The following is a 17,507-nucleotide window of genomic DNA, read 5'->3' as shown; positions in this document are numbered from 1 at the left end:
TCTGTGTGGATAACGTTTCACCCTCCGATTCTCAAGGACGATTCATATGAGCAGCGCTTCAACGGGCATCGGCATGGACTTGAGCTTCTCCCAGTTCATGGCCCGCCAACGCATCGAAAGCCAGGTCAACCTGCCACGGCTGTTCGCTGCCATCGACGCCGATCCTGGCATCGCCGGTGCTGGTGTGGTGTATGTCGATTCCGACTACAACGTCGTGACGCTGCGTGAATTCAAGCCGATCTGCAGCATCGCACCCAAGCGCATCGTGCTGCGCGAGGCGAAAAAATACATCGCGCCGCAGCAATTCATCGATCAGGTCAAAAGCAGCCCCCGCGAGTCCAAGCTCGGGCTTGAAGCAACCAATGCCGGCTTGTCCTGTGTCGCCGCGGTGATTGGTTGGGTAGTGGTGTTCAGTGGCAGCGTCGCGGTGCCCTTTACGGCGGGGGCCAGTGCCTTTGTCGTTGCCCTGGGCGCCGCCGCTGCGACGGCCAGTACCGCGCAATGCGTCATTGGTGGGATGCGGGTGGCCAATGAGCTGACCAATCCGACGGGCAACGATGAGATGAACGACGCCGACTGGTACAACATCGTGTCGCCGATTCTTGACGGGGTTTCCCTGGTGGGTGTGGGAGGCTCGGCCCTGACGACTGTCCGGCTGCTCAAGGCCAACAAAGCAGCCGGCACCGGAAAGAGTTGGTACCAGTTGCTCAAGGGCCTCAATCGGCAGGAGCGCAGCAAGCTGACCAAGGAGCTGTTGACGCTCAAGGACCCGAGCCTGACCGCAAAGCTGCTCAAGTTGCAGCAGCGCGCGGGGGCCGTGCCCAAGCGTTATTCCTCCGCTGAGATCCGCCACGCGACCCTGACGCAAATCAAGGACTCGTTGGGCGGTGCCCTGGGCGTCATTGGCAGCTACACCGGGGGCGGCCATGTGAAGACCGTGGCCGTTGGCCTGTATGAGGAGTTCACGGAATGATCGGTGGCGGATCCTTGAAGCCTTTCCTCGCCCGTTATTTTCCGGTCTTCATGGGGACGATTCTGCTGGGCTGCTTTTCCGGGTCCACGCTGCTGGCGTTGGCCGGGGGCACTTATTGGCGGGCCCTGGCGCCATCAACCAGGACCGACTATGTCGGGCTCGGCACCTTGGTCCTGGTGCTCGTCCTGGTCTTGGGCAACCTCTTGATCGCTCGCGGGCGCGCCTGGGCGGTCTGGTGGGTGGCGGGGTATTTCCTGGCCTGTCTGGTGGCGGTGCTGCCGACGTTCGCTTATGGGCCGCATCAGGGCGCGTACCTCTTCGCGGTGCTGCTGCCACTGCTGGGGCTCTTGCTGCTCAACAGCAAGCGTCATCGGGAAATGCGCGGCAAACTCGTGGACATTCGCCGCCAACGCAAACTTATCATCCAGGCCGCCAAGGCCCCACGCTCGCGCCGTTGAGTCAATTCGCACGGCCAGCGCCGCATTTATGTGCATTGCGTTGCAGATGAATTCGGGCATCGCGCGTTTTTAGTGCTCTACTGCCTTGAGTAGACAAAGAAAGTGTCCGGCCTGCCTGCATGGCATAAGTCTTGCGCCGCTTTCGTTACCGCTCAGGCTCGCAGGAGGCACGTCGTGTCGATCCATGTCGCATTGCATCACGTCACGCATTACCGCTACGACCGCGCGGTCGAACTCGGCCCGCAGATCGTTCGCCTGCGCCCGGCGGCCCACAGCCGCACGCGGATCCTTTCCTATGCGCTGAAGGTTTCGCCCGAGCAGCATTTCATCAACTGGCAGCAGGACCCCCAGGGCAATTACCTGGCGCGGTTGGTGTTTCCCGAAAAAACCCGGGAGATGCGGATCGAAGTCGACCTGCTGGCGGAAATGGCGGTGTTCAATCCGTTCGACTTCTTCCTCGAGCCCTACGCCGAGAAGATTCCGTTCACCTACGCGGCTGACGAACGCAAGGAGCTGGCGCCTTACCTGGAAACCCTGCCATTGACGCCGAAGTTCCAGGCCTATCTGGAGGGCATCGACCGCACGCCGTTGCCGGCGGTGGATTTCCTGGTGGCGCTCAACCAGCGCCTGAGCGAAGACATCAACTACCTGATCCGCATGGAGCCCGGTGTCCAGACCCCGGAGCACACCCTTGAGCACGCGTCCGGCTCGTGCCGCGACTCGGCCTGGTTGTTGGTCCAGTTGCTGCGAAACCTCGGCTTGGCCGCGCGGTTTGTCTCCGGTTACCTGATCCAGTTGACCGCCGACGTGAAGAGCCTCGATGGCCCGTCCGGCACCGACGTGGATTTCACCGACCTGCATGCCTGGTGCGAGGTCTACCTGCCCGGTGCCGGCTGGATCGGCCTGGATGCGACGTCCGGGTTGTTCGCCGGTGAAGGCCATATCCCGTTGGCGTGCAGTCCCGATCCGTCCTCGGCGGCACCGATCAGCGGCCTGGTGGAACCGTGCGAGTGCGAGTTCAGCCACGAAATGTCCGTCGAGCGTGTCTGGGAAGCGCCGCGGGTAACCAAGCCTTACACCGATGCGCAATGGCTGGCGATCCAGGCCCTGGGGCGGCAGATCGATGCCGACCTGTTGGAGGGCGACGTGCGCCTGACCATGGGCGGCGAACCGACCTTTGTCTCCATTGATGACCCGGACGGCGCCGAGTGGAACACCGCGGCACTTGGGCCGGACAAGCGTCGGCTCTCCGCCGAGCTGTTCCAGCGCATGCGCAACCACTACGCGCCCAAGGGGCTGGTGCATTTCGGCCAGGGCAAGTGGTACCCCGGCGAGCAATTGCCGCGCTGGTCGCTGAACTGTTATTGGCGGCGCGACGGGGTGCCGATCTGGCACAACAGCGCGTTGATCGCCGACGAGCAGCAAGATTACGGCGCCGATGGCGAACTCGCTGGACGCTTCCTGGCAAGCGTTGCCGAGCGTTTGAAAATCCCTGCGCGGTTCGTGTTTCCTGCCTACGAAGATAATTTCTATTACCTCTGGCGCGAGGGTGCGTTGCCGTCGAACGTCACGGCCGAAGACCCGCGCCTGGAGGATGCCTTGGAGCGTGCGCGGTTGCGCAAGGTCTTCAGCCAGGGCCTGGACAAGGTCATCGGCCAGGTCCTGCCGTTGGCCCGCACCGCCAAGGGCGATCAATGGCAAAGCGGTCGCTGGTACCTGCGGGACAATCATTGTCGCCTGGTGCCGGGGGATTCGCCCCTGGGCTATCGCTTGCCGCTGGCGTCCCAGCCTTGGGTGACGTCGGCCGAGTACCCGTTCATCCATCCCACCGACCCGAACCAGGACTTGCCCGAACTGCCCGGCACCGAGCAGTTGGCGCGTCACGGCGAGTCGGCGGCCGAGCAGGAGCGTGTCCCGGAGATCGACAAATCTGCCGACTGGCTGACCCGCACCGCCTTTTGTGCCGAGGCCCGCGAAGGCCGGCTTTACTTGTTCATGCCGCCGCTGGAGCGGGTCGAGGATTACCTGGAGCTGGTCAGTGCCATCGAGGCGACGGCTGAGGAGTTGCACTGTCCGGTGCTGTTGGAGGGCTACGAGCCGCCAAGCGACCCGCGCCTGAGCAATTTCCGCATCACCCCCGACCCTGGTGTGATCGAGGTCAACGTGCAGCCCTCGGCAAGCTGGGATGAGCTGGTCGAGCGCACTGAATTTTTGTACGAAGAAGCGCGACAGACCCGGTTGACCACCGAGAAATTCATGATCGATGGCCGGCACACCGGCACCGGTGGCGGTAACCATTTCGTACTGGGTGGCGCGACACCGGCGGACTCACCGTTCCTGCGGCGTCCCGACCTGCTGCGCAGCCTGATCAGTTACTGGCATAACCACCCGTCGTTGTCCTACTTGTTTTCCGGATTGTTCATCGGCCCGACGTCCCAGGCGCCCCGCGTGGACGAGGCGCGCAACGACGCGTTGTACGAGCTGGAAATCGCCTTCGCGCAAATGCCCCAGCCCGGCGAGGAATGCCCGCCGTGGTTGGTGGACCGCTTGCTGCGCAACCTGTTGATCGACGTGACCGGCAACACCCACCGTGCCGAATTCTGCGTCGACAAGCTCTATTCACCGGACGGCGCCACCGGGCGTCTCGGCCTGTTGGAGTTGCGTGCGTTCGAGATGCCGCCCCACGCCCGCATGAGCCTGGCCCAGCAGTTACTGCTGCGGGCACTGGTGGCGCGGTTCTGGCGCGAGCCGTATGCGCCGGAGAAACTGGCGCGTTGGGGCACCGAGCTGCATGACCGCTTCCTGTTGCCGCACTTTATCGAGCAGGATTTTGCCGACGTCATCCACGAACTGAACGCCGTCGGCTACCCGCTGCGGGCCGAGTGGTTCGCCGCGCACCTGGAGTTCCGTTTTCCCAAGGTGGGCGATTACGCGGTCAGCGGCATCGAGCTGCAATTGCGCCAAGCCCTCGAACCTTGGCATGTGCTGGGAGAAGAGGGCGCGGTGGGCGGCACCGTGCGTTATGTGGATTCGTCCCTGGAGCGTTTGCAGGTCAAGCTCAGCGGCCTGGCGCCGCAACGCTACCTGCTGACCTGCAACGGCGTTGCGGTGCCGTTGCAACCGACCGGTCGGGTCGGCGAGTTCGTCGCCGGGGTGCGGTTCCGTGCCTGGCAACCGGCCAACTGCCTGCAACCGACCATCCCGGTGCATGCGCCGTTGGTTTTCGACGTGCTCGACACCTGGATGCAACGTTCCGTGGGCGGCTGCCAGTATCACGTGGCCCATCCGGGCGGGCGCAACTATGACAGCCTGCCGGTGAACGCCAACGAGGCCGAGAGCCGGCGCATGGCGCGTTTCTTCCGGCTCGGACATACACCGGGGAAACTGCCGATACCGAGCCTGGCGGTGGATGACGAGTTTCCGCTCACCCTCGATCTGCGACGTTTTCCAGGGGCGCCAAAGCGCTAGGTGGACCTTGTGGCGAGGGAGCTTGCTCCCGCTCGGTTGCGCAGCGACCGTAAAATCTTGGGGCTGCTGCGCAACCCAGCGGGAGCAAGCTCCCTCGCCACAATGATTGCAGTCTCAAAGCCCAGGTCGGATCCAACACAAACACACCTATCCGGGCGTCATGCGCTTGCGCTAGTCTCACCTTTCATTGCTGTCTGCCGAGCTTTCCATGCCTGACCTGCTTGACCGTTACCCGCTGACGACGGGCACCTATCACGAATTGCTGGACGACAGCGGTGCGGTGCGTGCGCACTGGCGGCGGCTGTTCGACCAGTTGCAGCGCAGCACGCCGGCCCAGCTGCTGCAGCGTCAGGCCCTGCTGGCCCGGCAGATCCAGGAAAACGGCGTGACCTACAACGTCTACGCCGATCCGAAAGGCGCCGACCGGCCGTGGGAACTGGACCTGTTGCCCCACGTGATCGACCCGCAGGAATGGAAGCATCTGCAAGCTGGGATCGCCCAGCGTGCGCGCCTGCTCAATGCGGTGCTGGCCGACCTGTATGGGCCGCAGCGGCTGATCAGTGAAGGGCTGTTGCCGGCGGAGTTGGTCTTCGGGCACAACAATTTCCTCTGGCCTTGCCAGGGCATCGCGCCGCCGGACGGCAGCTTCCTGCACTTGTATGCGGTGGATCTGGCACGCACGCCCGATGGTCGCTGGTGGGTCACGGCGGACCGGACCCAGGCACCTTCGGGGGCCGGGTACGCGCTGGAAAACCGCACGATCGTTTCCCGCGCCTTCCCCGACTTGTACCGCGACCTCAAGGTGCGGCACCTGTCCGGTTTTTTTCGCACCTTGCAGGAAACCCTGGCGCGACAGGCGCCCAGCGACGGCGAGGCGCCGCTGGTGGTGCTGTTGACACCGGGGCGGTTCAACGAAAGCTATTTCGAGCATCTTTACCTGGCGCGCCAACTGGGCTATCCGCTGGTGGAAGGCGGCGACCTGACCGTCCGCGACGCCACGGTCTATCTCAAGACCCTCAGCGGCCTGCGCCGGGTCCATGCCATCATGCGCCGGCTCGACGACGATTTCTGCGATCCCTTGGAGCTGCGCACCGATTCGGCCCTCGGCGTGCCGGGCTTGCTCGAAGCGGTGCGCCAGGGCCGGGTGCTGGTGGCCAATGCCCTAGGCAGTGGCGTGCTGGAATCGCCGGGCCTGCTGGGGTTCCTGCCGAAGATCAACCAGTACCTGTTCGGCGAAGAACTGCTGCTGCCGTCCATCGCCACCTGGTGGTGCGGCGAGCCGCCGGTGCTGGCCCAGGCCCTGGAAAAATTGCCGCACTTGTTGATCAAGCCGGCGTTTCCCTCCCAGAGTTTCAGCCCGGTGTTCGGTCGCGACCTGAGCGAGGCGCAGCGCGCCCAACTGGCGGCGCGCATGCAGGCACGGCCCTATGCCTATGTCGCCCAGGAACTGGCGCAGCTGTCCCAGGCGCCGGTGTGGCAGGCCGAAGATGGCCAGATCCAGCCGAGGGCAATCGGCATGCGCATGTATGCCGTGTCCGGGAAAGACGATTATCGGGTCCTGCCGGGTGGCCTGACCCGGGTGGCCGCCGAGGCCGACGCCGAAGTGGTGTCGATGCAGCGCGGCGGCGCCAGCAAGGACACCTGGGTGCTGAGTGAGCAGGCCCCCGGCGGTGAACAATGGAAGGCCCAGCGAACCGTAGGGGTTCATGACCTGGTTCGACGTGATCCGTACCTGCCTTCGCGGGTGGTGGAAAACCTGTTCTGGTTCGGCCGCTACTGCGAGCGTTGCGATGGCAGTGCGCGGTTGTTGCGGATCATGCTGGCGCGTTATGTCGACGGTGATGATCCGCAGGCCTTGGAATCGGCGGTGGCCTTGGGCGAAAGCCTGATGCTGCTGCCCGAAGAGGGTGAGCTGCCCGAGCGTTTGCTGGCGGCGCTGCTGGGGGACGATTGGTCGTTCAGCCTGCGTTCCAACCTCCAGCGTTTGCAGTGGGCCGCCTCGCAGGTGCGCGGCAAGCTGTCCCGGGAGAACTGGCAGGCGCTGGTGGAATTGCAGCGCGAAGCCATGGAGCTGGAAACCGAGGAAGCGGATTTCGGCGAGTTGCTGGACTTTCTCAATCGGTTGGTGATGTCCCTGGCGGCGCTGTCCGGCTTCGCCCTGGACGACATGACCCGCGACGAAGGCTGGCGCTTCCTGATGATCGGCCGGCGCCTGGAGCGCCTGCAGTTTCTCAGCAGCAGCCTGGCGGCGTTCCTGCGCAGCGATGCGGTCTTCGACCAGGCCGGGCTGGAGTGGTTGCTGGAACTGGGAAACAGCAGCATCACCTACCGCTCGCGCTATTTGGCGGTGGCCCAGTTGATTCCGGTGCTGGACTTGCTGCTGCTGGACGAACAGAACCCCCACGCGGTGCTTTTCCAGTTGAAACTGGTGACCCGCACCCTCAAGCGCTTGAACGATGATTTCGCCGCGCCCCGGGAAACCGCCTTGCCGGAACTGGTCGCACGCCTGTCGCGCTTTGACCTGCGTTGCCTGGAGAACCCCTTGTTCGGTGAAGCCAGCCTGCGCGCCGCACTCGATGGGCTGGCCGACCTGTTGCAGGAAGTGGCCGATGTCAGTGGCCAGGTGTCCGATCGCCTGGCCTTGCGTCATTTCGCCCATGTCGATGATGTCAGCCAACGCACGGTGTCCGTCTGATGAACGCTCGTTACCAGATTCTCCACGACACCCATTACCACTACGACAGCCCGGTGTCCCTGGCCCAGCAGCTTGCCCATCTGTGGCCACGGGCCTGTGATTGGCAGCGTTGTACTGAGCGGCAGTTACTCATCAGTCCGGAACCGACGACCCGGCGCGATGAACAGGATGTGTTCGGCAATCCGCTGACCCGCCTGGCTTTCGAGCGGCCCCATGATGAATTGTTGGTCAATGCGCGCCTGAGCGTCGAGGTGCTGGCCCGCCCCGAGCTGGATTTCAACCTGTCCCCGGCCTGGGAGACGACTTGTAACGCGCTGACCTACACGGGCCGGCCACTGGCAGCGCCAGTACTGGAGGCGTGCCGTTACCGTTTCGAGTCACCCTACGTGCACCTCAAGCGCAGCTTCGTCGAATTTTCCGAGAGCTGCTTTGCGCCAGGGCGACCGCTGATGGTGGGCGTTCGAGCGTTGATGGAGAAGATTTTCGAGGAGTTCACCTTCGATGCCGAGGCAACCCAAGTGGCGACGCCGCTGGTGGAGGTGCTGGAGCGGCGACGGGGCGTTTGCCAGGACTTCGCCCACTTGATGCTGGCCTGCGTGCGCTCTCGCGGCTTGGCGGCACGTTACGTCAGCGGCTACCTGCTGACCCAGCCACCGCCCGGCCAGCCCCGGCTGATTGGCGCCGATGCGTCCCATGCCTGGGTCTCGGTGTATTGCCCGGTATTGGGTTGGGTGGATTTCGACCCGACCAATAACGTACAGCCGGCCCTGGAACACATCACCTTGGCCTGGGGCCGGGATTTTTCCGATGTGTCGCCGTTGCGCGGGGTGATCTTGGGGGGCGGTACGCATGATCCCGAAGTGCGGGTGACGGTGATGCCGCTGGAGTCATGAATCAATTGCCCAGTGAAATACCTGTGGCGAGGGAGCTTGCTCCCGCTCGGTTGCGCAGCAACCGCTCAAATACCTGGGGGGCCGCTACGCGGCCCAGCGGGAGCAAGCTCCCTCGCCACAGGAAACACTCATTAACAGCGAGTCCCGCTATGTTCCCGGTGTCCATCAAAGGCGTGCTGCAATCCCCCGAAGGCCTGGTTGTGCTGATGCTCAACGAGCGGGATGAGTGGGAGCTGCCCGGCGGGCGGATCGAGCTGGGCGAAACGGCGCCGCAATGCCTGGCGCGGGAGATCGCCGAGGAGCTGGCGGTCGAGGTGAGTGTGGGGGAGCCGCTGGATTCGTACCTGTTCGAGGTCATTGCCGGCAAGCACGTCTTCATCTCCACGTACCGCTGCCAGTTGCTGGGCGGTTTCGTGCCGACCATCAGTCATGAGCACAAGGAGATCGGACTGTTCGCGCCGGACCAATTGCCGGTGAACCTGCCTGCGGGTTATCGCCTGTCGATTATCAAGGCGCTGAGGTTGTGAGGGCCGGCAGCGAGGCTGCCGGTCCTGGACACAAAACCGGGGGGCCGGATCGGATCATCAGGCCCTGGGGGAGTCAGGCGTCGGGGGCCTGATCTTTCGGTGCATCGACATCATCGTCTGCCGCCACTTCACCCTCGGCATCGGGGTTCAGTGCTGCTTCATCGGCGGTTGCTTTCTTGCGCTGGAGCTTTTCCTCTTTCTTCTGCTCCTTGGCCAAGTCTCTCTGACGTTTGGCGAAGGAATAATTGGGTTTGGCCATGGGCGATCCTCTGGGGTCGAAGGTGAGGTTGAGCGGCGCATATTCTGCCCTGTATCGGGGCCGAGCCGTTAGCTGGGTTTTTGTTCGGCCCACTTTGGCTGCACGGACGGTTGCCATTCGTCCAGGGCATCGAGCAGGTTCTGCGCGGATTCGCTCACTTGCAGCATGTCACGATGGGGCGCGCGGACGAAGCCTTCGCCGACGATATGATCGAGAAAAGCGGTGAGCTTGCCGTAGAAACCGTTCACTTCCAGCAGCCCCAGCGGTTTGCCGTGGTAGCCGAGCTGGCCCCACGTCCAGACTTCGAACAACTCCTCCAGCGTGCCGAGGCCGCCGGGCAGGGCGATGAAGGCATCGCTGAGTTCAGCCATGCGCGCCTTGCGGGCGTGCATGCCGTCCACCACTTCCAGGCGGGTCAGGCCGCTGTGGCCAATTTCCTTGTCCTTCAGGCTTTGCGGGATGATGCCGATGACTTCGCCGCCAGCGGCCAGGGCCGCATCCGCGACAATCCCCATCAGGCCGACGGCCCCGCCGCCGTAGACCAGGGTCAGTTTTCGTTCCGCCAAGGCGCGGCCGAGGGCCTGCGCCGCTTCACGATACGCGGGAGTGGTGCCAGTGCTGGCGCCGCAAAATACACAAACAGACGCGATGGACATGCTTTACTCCGTGGTCAGTCACCGCTCCAGAGTAAAGCCTGGCCTGTGTTGCGCAAAGGACTTAAACCTCGCGCCGGGGCTTTTCGTAGGTACCGCTGGCGCCGCAGGCGTAGGCTGCGAGCAAGCTGCACAGCAGGCTGTTGACGTTCATGATGATCGCTCCAGAAGATGATGGGCCTGATCATAGGGCCGCCTCATACTTCTGGCTGGTTGATTCTGTCCATCAGGCTGATAGGCTTAAGTTGTATACAATCTTTGACTCAGGTCATAGGAACTTGCCGGAAAATCAGGCAGTCTTTTCCTTTGACGGAATTTTGTTAACCATGCCTTGGAGATTCACGATGTTTGCCAAACTTGTAGCAGTATCCCTGTTGACACTGGCCAGCAGCCACCTGATGGCAGCGGAGTGCAAGACCACCATCGACTCGACCGACCAGATGTCCTTCAGCACCAAGGCCATCGAAATCGACAAGAGCTGCAAGACGTTCACCGTTGAGCTGACGCACTCGGGCAATTTGCCAAAAAACGTCATGGGCCATAACTGGGTGCTGAGCAAAGAGGCTGACATGCAGCCGATCGCCACCGATGGTCTGAGCGCCGGTATCGACAAGAACTACCTCAAGGACGGTGATACTCGTGTCATCGCCCACACCAAACTCATTGGGGCCAAGGAAACCGACTCGGTGACCTTCGACGTGTCGAAACTCAGTGCTTCCGAGAAGTACGGCTTCTTCTGCTCGTTCCCGGGCCACATCTCGATGATGAAGGGCACCGTTACCCTGAAGTAACCACCGCCTGTCCTGTGGGAGCCGAGCTTGCTCGCGATGGCGTCAGCGCATTCAACATCCATGCAAGCTGACCCACCGCAATCGCGAGCAGGCTCGCTCCCACATTTTGAGCTTGATCCGACACAACTCTTGTATTCGATGAAGCCCCCTGTGGGAGCGAGCCTGCTCGCGAAAGCGGTGTGTCAGTCAGCAATGATGTCGCTGATGCGACGCAATCGCGAGCAGGCTCGCTCCCACAGGGATTGTCACACCGTCGCGGTGGTTACGGGGCGTACGGCATCACGCGCTTGTGCTCGGTCTTGCGATAGGTATCACAAATGATTTTTGCCGCCTCTTCGCGAACCGGTTGGCCGTGCAGGAACGCATCGATCTCGGCGTAGGTCACGCCATGGGAGGCTTCATCCGGCTTGCCGGGTGACAGGTCTTCAAGGTCGGCGGTGGGGACTTTTTCCACCAGCGATTCCGGCGCGCCAAAATCCCTGGCGATGGCCCGGACCTGGTTTTTCACCAGGCCGCTCAACGGTGCCAGGTCGCAGGCACCATCACCGAACTTGGTGAAGAAACCCATGACCGCTTCAGCCGCATGGTCAGTGCCGATCACCAAGCCCTGCTCGGCCCCGGCGATGGTGTACTGCGCCACCATTCGCATCCGCGCCTTGGTATTGCCCAGCACGAAATCCCGCGACACCGCCGCCTTGCCCTCGAACGCCGCGACTTGCTCGGCCAAGGCCTTGACCGCCGGGCCGATGTTGACGGTATGGCGCTCGTCCGGGTCGATGAAGTCCACGCAGGCCTGTGCTTCATGTTCGTCGAACTGGGTTTCGTACGGCAGGCGCACGGCGATGAACTTGTAGGCCGAGTTGCCGGTTTTCTCCCGCAGTTCGCGCATGGCGCGTTGGGCCAGCAGCCCGGCGGTCAGCGAGTCGACGCCCCCGCTGATGCCCAGCACGAGGGACTTGAGCCCGGAATTGACCAGGCAATCCTGGATAAAGCTCACTCGCCGGGCGATTTCGGCCTTGAGGGCGGCGTCATTGGCGAACGGTGGCTGGACCTTGAGCTGTTCAGCAATCTCACGCTGTACGGCTTGCATGAATTCACTCCTTGCTTGATGCGTCTGAAAGGGCGGCAGGTACTTGGAAAACGTGTCGCATGTAGGCGACGAAATTCGGGTCCTTGCAGTGGGTCTTGCCGGGCTCATCGGAAATCTTGGCCACGGGTTGCCCGGCACAGCTGATCATTTTAAGCACGATGCTCATCGGCTCGACACCCGGAATGTCGCAGGTCAGGTGGGTGCCGATACCGAAGCTGACATTAATGCGACCACGCAACGCCCGAAAAATCTCCAGGCATTTGGGCAATGTCAGGCTATCGGAGAACACCAGGGTCTTGCTCATCGGGTCGATGCCGAGCTTGTGGTAGTGGGCGATGGCTTTTTCCGCCCAGATCACCGGGTCGCCCGAGTCGTGGCGCAAGCCGTCGAACAGCTTGGCGAAGAACAGATCGAAGTCCTTGAGGAAAGCGTCCATGGTGATGCAATCGGTGAGCGCGATACCCAGCAGGCCTCGGTATTCACGCACCCAGCAATCGAGGGCGGCGATCTGGCTGTCGATCAATCGCGGGCCCAGTTGCTGATGGGCCATGATCCACTCGTGGGCCATGGTGCCGAGGGGTTTCATGTCCAGCTCCCGGGACAGGTGGACGTTACTGGTGCCGACGAAACGCCCGGGGAAATCGTGCTTGAGGACGTTGACCACTTCTTCCTGAACGCGGAAGGAAAACCGACGACGGGTGCCGAAATCCGCGACTTGCAGCTCGGACAGCTCATCGGCGCTGGCGTTGGCGCTCAACCAGTCGAACTTGCGGTACAGCTGCTCGCGGGTCTGTTCCAGGACGACTTCACGGTAGCGATAGCGATTGCGCACTTCGCTGACGATGGCCAACAGCGGCACTTCGAACAGGATCACATGCAGCCACGGTCCGCGCAGGCGGATGAACAGCTCGCCGTTGTCGATGCCGGTGTGCACATAGCGCAGGTTGAAGCGGAACAGCCCCAGGAAGCGTAGGAAGTCCGGCTTGAGGAAGCTGATGCGCTCCAGGAAACCCAACTGGTCAGCGCTCAGGTTCAACTCCGCCAGGCGCTCGATCTGGAAGCGGATCTCTGCCAGGTACGGTCGCAGGTCTTCGCTGTTGCGGCAACGGAACTCCCACTCGACTTCGACGTTGGGGTAGTTGTGCAGCACCGCCTGCATCATCGTCAGTTTGTAGAAGTCGGTGTCGAGCAGGTTCTGCACGATACGATCGGCAAATACGCTCTCGCTCATAGGGTTCTCCAGACAGGCCGCAGCCGTGGGCAGCGAAGTTCGGCAGTTCAGTGAACGGCTAGTGGCGCATAACCCTGGTGGGTTTTGCCAGCGATTTTTTAACAGTCCTCAGGCCTTTGCGGGAGCGCGCTTACTGTGGCGAGGGAGCTTGCTCCCGCTGGAGTGCGAAGCGCTCCCCTTTTTTTGCGGGTGCTTCGCACCCGAGCGGGAGCAAGCTCCCTCGCCACGGGGTTTGTGTGGGATGCCGTTATTGCGATACCTCCGGGCTGTCGATCTGCTCCAGCATCCACTCCACGAAAAGCCGCACCTTGGGTACTTCCGCCGAATGCTCCGGATAGGCCAGGTAATAGGCGCTGGTGCTGGGCATTGCGTGGGGCCAGGGGATGACCAGCTTGCCGTCGGCCAGTTCTTCTTCCACCAGGAACCGTGGCAGCAGGGCGACGCCACAGCCGACCTGGGCGGCGCGAATGCACATGTAGAAGGTTTCGAAACGCGGGCCGTGGTAGCTGTGTTCGGTGTGGTAGCCCTGGCTGTCGAACCAGTCGTGCCAGGCCTGGGGTCGCGAGGCGTTTTGCAGCAGCACCAACTCGGCCAATTGGGTCGGGTCGGTGAAGGGCTGGCCGGGTAGGCTGCCGGGCGCGCAGACTGGCACCAGCTCCTCGTCGAAAAGTCTCAGGGACTCGGTGCCAGGGCGTGAACCCTGGCCGAAGTAGAACGCCAGGTCGCTGCGCCCCTGCTGCAAGTCGTCGGCTTCCTGCTCGCTGCACAGGTCCAGATGAATTTTCGGATGACGCAGGCGCCAGCCTTTCAGGCGCGGAACCAGCCAGCGAGCCCCAAAGGTCGGGGGCGTGGAAACACGCAGGACTTCGGTGTCGCCACCGTAGGACCGCAGGTAATGGGTAGACATCTCCACCTGGGTGAGGATTTTTCGTACTTCCCCCAGATACAAATCCCCGGCCGGTGTCAGCTGCAAGCGACGGCGCACGCGCCGGAACAGCAGGTGCTGCAACAATTCCTCAAGCTGGGCGACCTGTTTGCTGACGGCACTCTGGGTCAGGTGAAGCTCTTCGGCGGCACGGGTAAAGCTCAGGTGGCGGGTCACGGCTTCGAAGCACTGGAGGGCGGTGATCGATGGTAAATAGCGCTTATTGAGCATGACGAGGGCCTTTTTCTTGTTGCTCTATAAATCGAGTCAGGGGCAGCATGAATAAACGGAATGATATCTCGCTTAATGGTCGTTTGTTGGCAAGACTCGAGCCAGCTAAAACTAGAGGCCTGAGCAGAGGGTGATTGCCCGCCTGCCAATCTTTTATCGCTCGTTTAGAGGAGTTACCCATGGTTGCTGCATTGCTTGATCGTCTGGGCGTCAATCCGGCCTTGTACCAGGGCGGCGCGCAGCCGGTGCATTCGCCTATCGATGGCAGTCGTATCGGCGCCGTGAACTGGGAAGGCGCCGCTGAAGTCGAGCAGCAGGTCAGCCGTGCCGAGCATGCCTTCGACCTGTGGCGCAAGGTGCCGGCCCCGCGTCGCGGCGAGCTGGTGCGTCAATTCGGCGATCTGTTGCGTGAATACAAGGCCGATCTCGGCGAGCTGGTGTCCTGGGAAGCCGGCAAGATCACCCAGGAAGGCCTGGGTGAAGTGCAAGAGATGATCGACATCTGCGACTTCGCCGTCGGTCTGTCCCGCCAGTTGTACGGTTTGACCATCGCCTCCGAACGCCCAGGCCACCACATGCGTGAATCCTGGCATCCGCTGGGCGTGGTCGGGGTGATCAGTGCCTTCAACTTCCCCGTCGCGGTCTGGGCCTGGAACACCACGCTGGCCCTGGTCTGCGGCAACTCGGTGATCTGGAAACCGTCGGAAAAGACCCCACTCACCGCCCTGGCGTGCCAGGCGCTGTTCGAGCGCGTGCTGAAGAACTTCAGCGACGCGCCACCGTACCTGAGCCAGGTGATCATCGGCGGTCGCGATGCCGGTGAAGCGCTGGTGGATGACCCGCGCGTGGCCTTGATCAGCGCCACCGGCAGCACCCGCATGGGCCGTGAAGTGGCGCCGAAAGTCGCCGCGCGTTTCGCCCGCAGCATCCTGGAGCTGGGCGGCAACAACGCCATGATCCTGGCGCCGAGCGCCGACCTGGACATGGCCGTGCGCGCCATCCTGTTCAGCGCCGTCGGCACCGCCGGCCAGCGTTGCACCACCCTGCGTCGCCTGATTGCCCATGAGTCGGTGAAGGAAGAGATCGTCACCCGCCTCAAGGCCGCCTATTCGAAAGTGCGCATTGGCCATCCGCTGGAAGGCAACCTGGTCGGACCGCTGATCGACAAGCACAGCTTCGAGGGCATGCAGGACGCGCTAGAGCAGGCCTTGAGCGAAGGCGGTCGCGTGTTTGGTGGCAAGCGCCAGCTTGAAGACCAATTCCCGAATGCCTATTACGTCTCGCCGGCCATCGTCGAGATGCCCGAGCAGAGTGATGTGGTGCGCCATGAAACCTTCGCGCCGATCCTGTACGTGGTCGGCTACAAGGACTTTGCCGAGGCCCTGCACTTGAACAATGCCGTGCCCCAGGGCCTGTCGTCCTGCATCTTCACCACCGACGTGCGTGAAGCCGAGCAGTTCATGTCGGCCGTGGGCAGCGACTGTGGCATCGCCAACGTCAACATCGGCCCGAGCGGCGCGGAAATCGGCGGCGCGTTCGGCGGCGAAAAAGAAACCGGCGGCGGTCGCGAATCCGGCTCCGACGCCTGGCGCGGCTACATGCGCCGCCAGACCAACACCGTGAATTACTCGCTGGAGTTGCCGTTGGCGCAGGGGATTACGTTCGATTAAGGCTTGAGCCAAGCGGTGATCCCATGTGGGAGCGGGCTTGCTCGCGAAAGCGGACTGTCACTCAACATTAGTGTCGACAGGCCCACTGCCTTCGCGAGCAAGCCCGCTCCCACAAATGGAATGGTGTAGTGGTTAGGTTTCATTTCCGGAGTCTGGCAATGCCGTTACGCGAAGAGTGTCTGTGGGAAAAACTGACGCCGCAAAGGCCTGAAAACACCGCGCTCACCGGTGAAATCACGGTGGATGTCTGTGTGATCGGCGCAGGCTTCACCGGGCTGTCGGCGGCGGTGCACTTGCTCGAACAAGGCAAGCGCGTGGCTGTGCTGGAAGCCCATCGGGCCGGGCAGGGCGGGTCGGGACGCAACGTCGGCCTGGTGAACGCCGGGCTGTGGATCCCGCCGGATGACATCGAGGCCGGGTTCGGCGAGGCGGTGGGCAGCCAGCTCAACCGCATGCTGGGGGCTGCGCCAGCCTTGGTGTTCAGTCTCATCGATAAATACAGCATCGATTGCCAGTTGCGTCGCGAAGGCACCCTGCACATGGCCCATAACGCCCGGGGCGAGGCCGACCTGCGCAGTCGCGAGGCACAATGGAAACGCCGTGGCGCCCCGGTGGAGTTGCTCACCGGCCAGGCCTGCGCGGAGGCGACCGGCACCTCGAAAATCGCTGCGGCATTACTCGACCGCCGCGCCGGCACGCTCAACCCGATGGCCTACACCAGCGGGTTGGCCAAGGCCGCAACGGACCTGGGCGGCCAGTTGTTCGACCATTCCCCGGTGACCCGCCTGGAACGCCAAGGCCAGCGCTGGTCGGTGCTAACCGCCCAGGGTTCGGTGCTGGCCGAGCAGGTGGTGATTGCCTCCAACGCCTACACCGAGGGCGACTGGACCGAGCTGCGGCGCAATTTTTTCCCTGGCTATTACTATCAGGTCGCCTCGGTCCCGCTGACCGACGAGGCCGCCCGCCGCATCCTGCCAGGCGGCCAGGGTTCGTGGGATACCCGCCAGGTGCTGAGCAGCATCCGCCGGGACAAGGACGGCCGCTTGCTGCTGGGCAGCCTGGGCAACGGCAACCGCAAGCCGACCTGGTTCCTCAAGGCCTGGGCCGACCGAGTACAGCAACACTATTTTCCTTATCTCAAGCCGGTGGAGTGGGAATGCACCTGGACCGGTTGCATCGCCTTTACCCCCGATCATCTGATGCGCCTGTTCGAACCGGCCCCCGGGCTGGTGGCCGTGACCGGCTACAACGGCCGGGGCGTGACCACCGGTACGGTGGTCGGCAAGGCGTTCGCCGATTACCTCTGCCACGGTAACGCCCAGGCCCTGCCGATCCCGTTCGCGCCCATGCAGCCACTGGCCGGGGTGGGGTTGCGCAGTTGCCTGTATGAGGCCGGTTTTTCGCTGTATCACGCGGGCCAGTGCCTGCGGATCGTCATTTGAGTGTTGAAAATTGTTGCTGGAACCCGCGTTTTCCGGCGTAGCGTCTAGCCTGTTATGGTGCGGCTTGTAGCAGTCGCGCACCGACAGTGTGCAGTTCGGTGACGTGGGTTGTTACACAGAGGTTGCACGCCGTTTCGTGTGATGGTTGCAATGATGGCTCACGGAGGGTTTCACCCATTTAAATAAAAGGTTGCACCTCGT

Annotated in this window: 14 protein-coding genes; 9 read left to right on the top strand and 5 right to left on the bottom strand. The window is 62.8% G+C overall.

The annotated features are described in order from the left end of the window. Positions 1 to 46 precede the first annotated feature (46 nt). From HU767_RS17075 to HU767_RS17050, 6 genes are all read left to right on the top strand, one after another. Positions 47 to 973 carry an NAD synthetase gene (locus HU767_RS17075; protein ID WP_186730059.1) on the top strand — a complete coding sequence of 309 codons (927 nt, stop codon included), beginning with the start codon at positions 47 to 49 and terminating at the stop codon, positions 971 to 973. Next, entirely contained in the window at positions 970 to 1,431 is a 462-nt protein-coding gene (locus tag HU767_RS17070) for a hypothetical protein (RefSeq protein WP_186707853.1), read from the top strand. The genes HU767_RS17075 and HU767_RS17070 overlap by 4 nt, the downstream gene beginning before the upstream one ends. A gap of 174 nt (positions 1,432 to 1,605) precedes the next feature. Next, entirely contained in the window at positions 1,606 to 4,899 is a 3,294-nt protein-coding gene (locus HU767_RS17065; protein ID WP_186730058.1) for a transglutaminase family protein, read from the top strand. A gap of 208 nt (positions 4,900 to 5,107) precedes the next feature. Beyond that, positions 5,108 to 7,594 (top strand): circularly permuted type 2 ATP-grasp protein, encoded by a 2,487-nt coding sequence (locus HU767_RS17060; protein ID WP_186730057.1) that lies wholly within the window; start codon positions 5,108 to 5,110, stop codon positions 7,592 to 7,594. After that, the gene (locus HU767_RS17055) at positions 7,594 to 8,487 is read left to right on the top strand and encodes a transglutaminase family protein (protein WP_186707847.1); all 894 of its coding nucleotides are present in this window, start codon (positions 7,594 to 7,596) and stop codon (positions 8,485 to 8,487) included. Before HU767_RS17060 ends, HU767_RS17055 begins: the two co-directional genes overlap by 1 nt. 149 nt (positions 8,488 to 8,636) lie before the next feature. Then, entirely contained in the window at positions 8,637 to 9,014 is a 378-nt protein-coding gene (locus HU767_RS17050; RefSeq protein ID WP_186707845.1) for an NUDIX domain-containing protein, read from the top strand. A 73-nt stretch (positions 9,015 to 9,087) separates the two neighbouring features. On the opposite strand, the gene HU767_RS17045 is transcribed toward HU767_RS17050, so the two are convergent. Next, entirely contained in the window at positions 9,088 to 9,273 is a 186-nt protein-coding gene (locus HU767_RS17045; RefSeq protein WP_186707843.1) for a hypothetical protein, read from the bottom strand. Between the two features lie 68 nt (positions 9,274 to 9,341). Continuing rightward, complete coding sequence (locus HU767_RS17040) at positions 9,342 to 9,929, bottom strand: TIGR00730 family Rossman fold protein (RefSeq protein ID WP_186707841.1); 588 nt, start codon at positions 9,927 to 9,929, stop codon at positions 9,342 to 9,344. Between the two features lie 341 nt (positions 9,930 to 10,270). Here HU767_RS17040 and azu point away from each other — a divergent pair, with 341 nt between their 5' ends. Continuing rightward, positions 10,271 to 10,717, top strand: coding sequence for an azurin (gene azu, locus HU767_RS17035; protein ID WP_186730056.1), 447 nt, complete (start codon positions 10,271 to 10,273; stop codon positions 10,715 to 10,717). Positions 10,718 to 10,979: 262 nt separating this feature from the next. On the opposite strand, the gene nadE is transcribed toward azu, so the two are convergent. The 3 genes from nadE to gcvA all read right to left on the bottom strand — a co-directional run bounded on the left by nadE (position 10,980) and on the right by gcvA (position 14,194). After that, positions 10,980 to 11,807, bottom strand: coding sequence for an ammonia-dependent NAD(+) synthetase (gene nadE / locus HU767_RS17030; RefSeq protein ID WP_186730055.1), 828 nt, complete (start codon positions 11,805 to 11,807; stop codon positions 10,980 to 10,982). A 4-nt stretch (positions 11,808 to 11,811) separates the two neighbouring features. Then, complete coding sequence (pncB, locus tag HU767_RS17025) at positions 11,812 to 13,038, bottom strand: nicotinate phosphoribosyltransferase (protein ID WP_186707835.1); 1,227 nt, start codon at positions 13,036 to 13,038, stop codon at positions 11,812 to 11,814. A gap of 247 nt (positions 13,039 to 13,285) precedes the next feature. Beyond that, complete coding sequence (gene gcvA, locus HU767_RS17020) at positions 13,286 to 14,194, bottom strand: LysR family transcriptional regulator (RefSeq protein ID WP_186730054.1); 909 nt, start codon at positions 14,192 to 14,194, stop codon at positions 13,286 to 13,288. A gap of 179 nt (positions 14,195 to 14,373) precedes the next feature. Here gcvA and HU767_RS17015 point away from each other — a divergent pair, with 179 nt between their 5' ends. Further along, on the top strand, positions 14,374 to 15,864 hold the full coding sequence (locus tag HU767_RS17015; protein ID WP_186707830.1) for an aldehyde dehydrogenase family protein: 1,491 nt from the start codon (positions 14,374 to 14,376) through the stop codon (positions 15,862 to 15,864). Positions 15,865 to 16,022: 158 nt separating this feature from the next. Beyond that, positions 16,023 to 17,306 (top strand): FAD-binding oxidoreductase, encoded by a 1,284-nt coding sequence (locus tag HU767_RS17010; RefSeq protein ID WP_186707828.1) that lies wholly within the window; start codon positions 16,023 to 16,025, stop codon positions 17,304 to 17,306. The last annotated feature ends 201 nt before the right edge of the window (positions 17,307 to 17,507 follow it).

Source organism: Pseudomonas sp. SWRI179 (assembly GCF_014268705.1).
In the GTDB taxonomy this organism is placed as follows: domain Bacteria; phylum Pseudomonadota; class Gammaproteobacteria; order Pseudomonadales; family Pseudomonadaceae; genus Aquipseudomonas; species Aquipseudomonas zanjanensis.
This window is presented reverse-complemented; position numbering and strand designations above follow the sequence as displayed.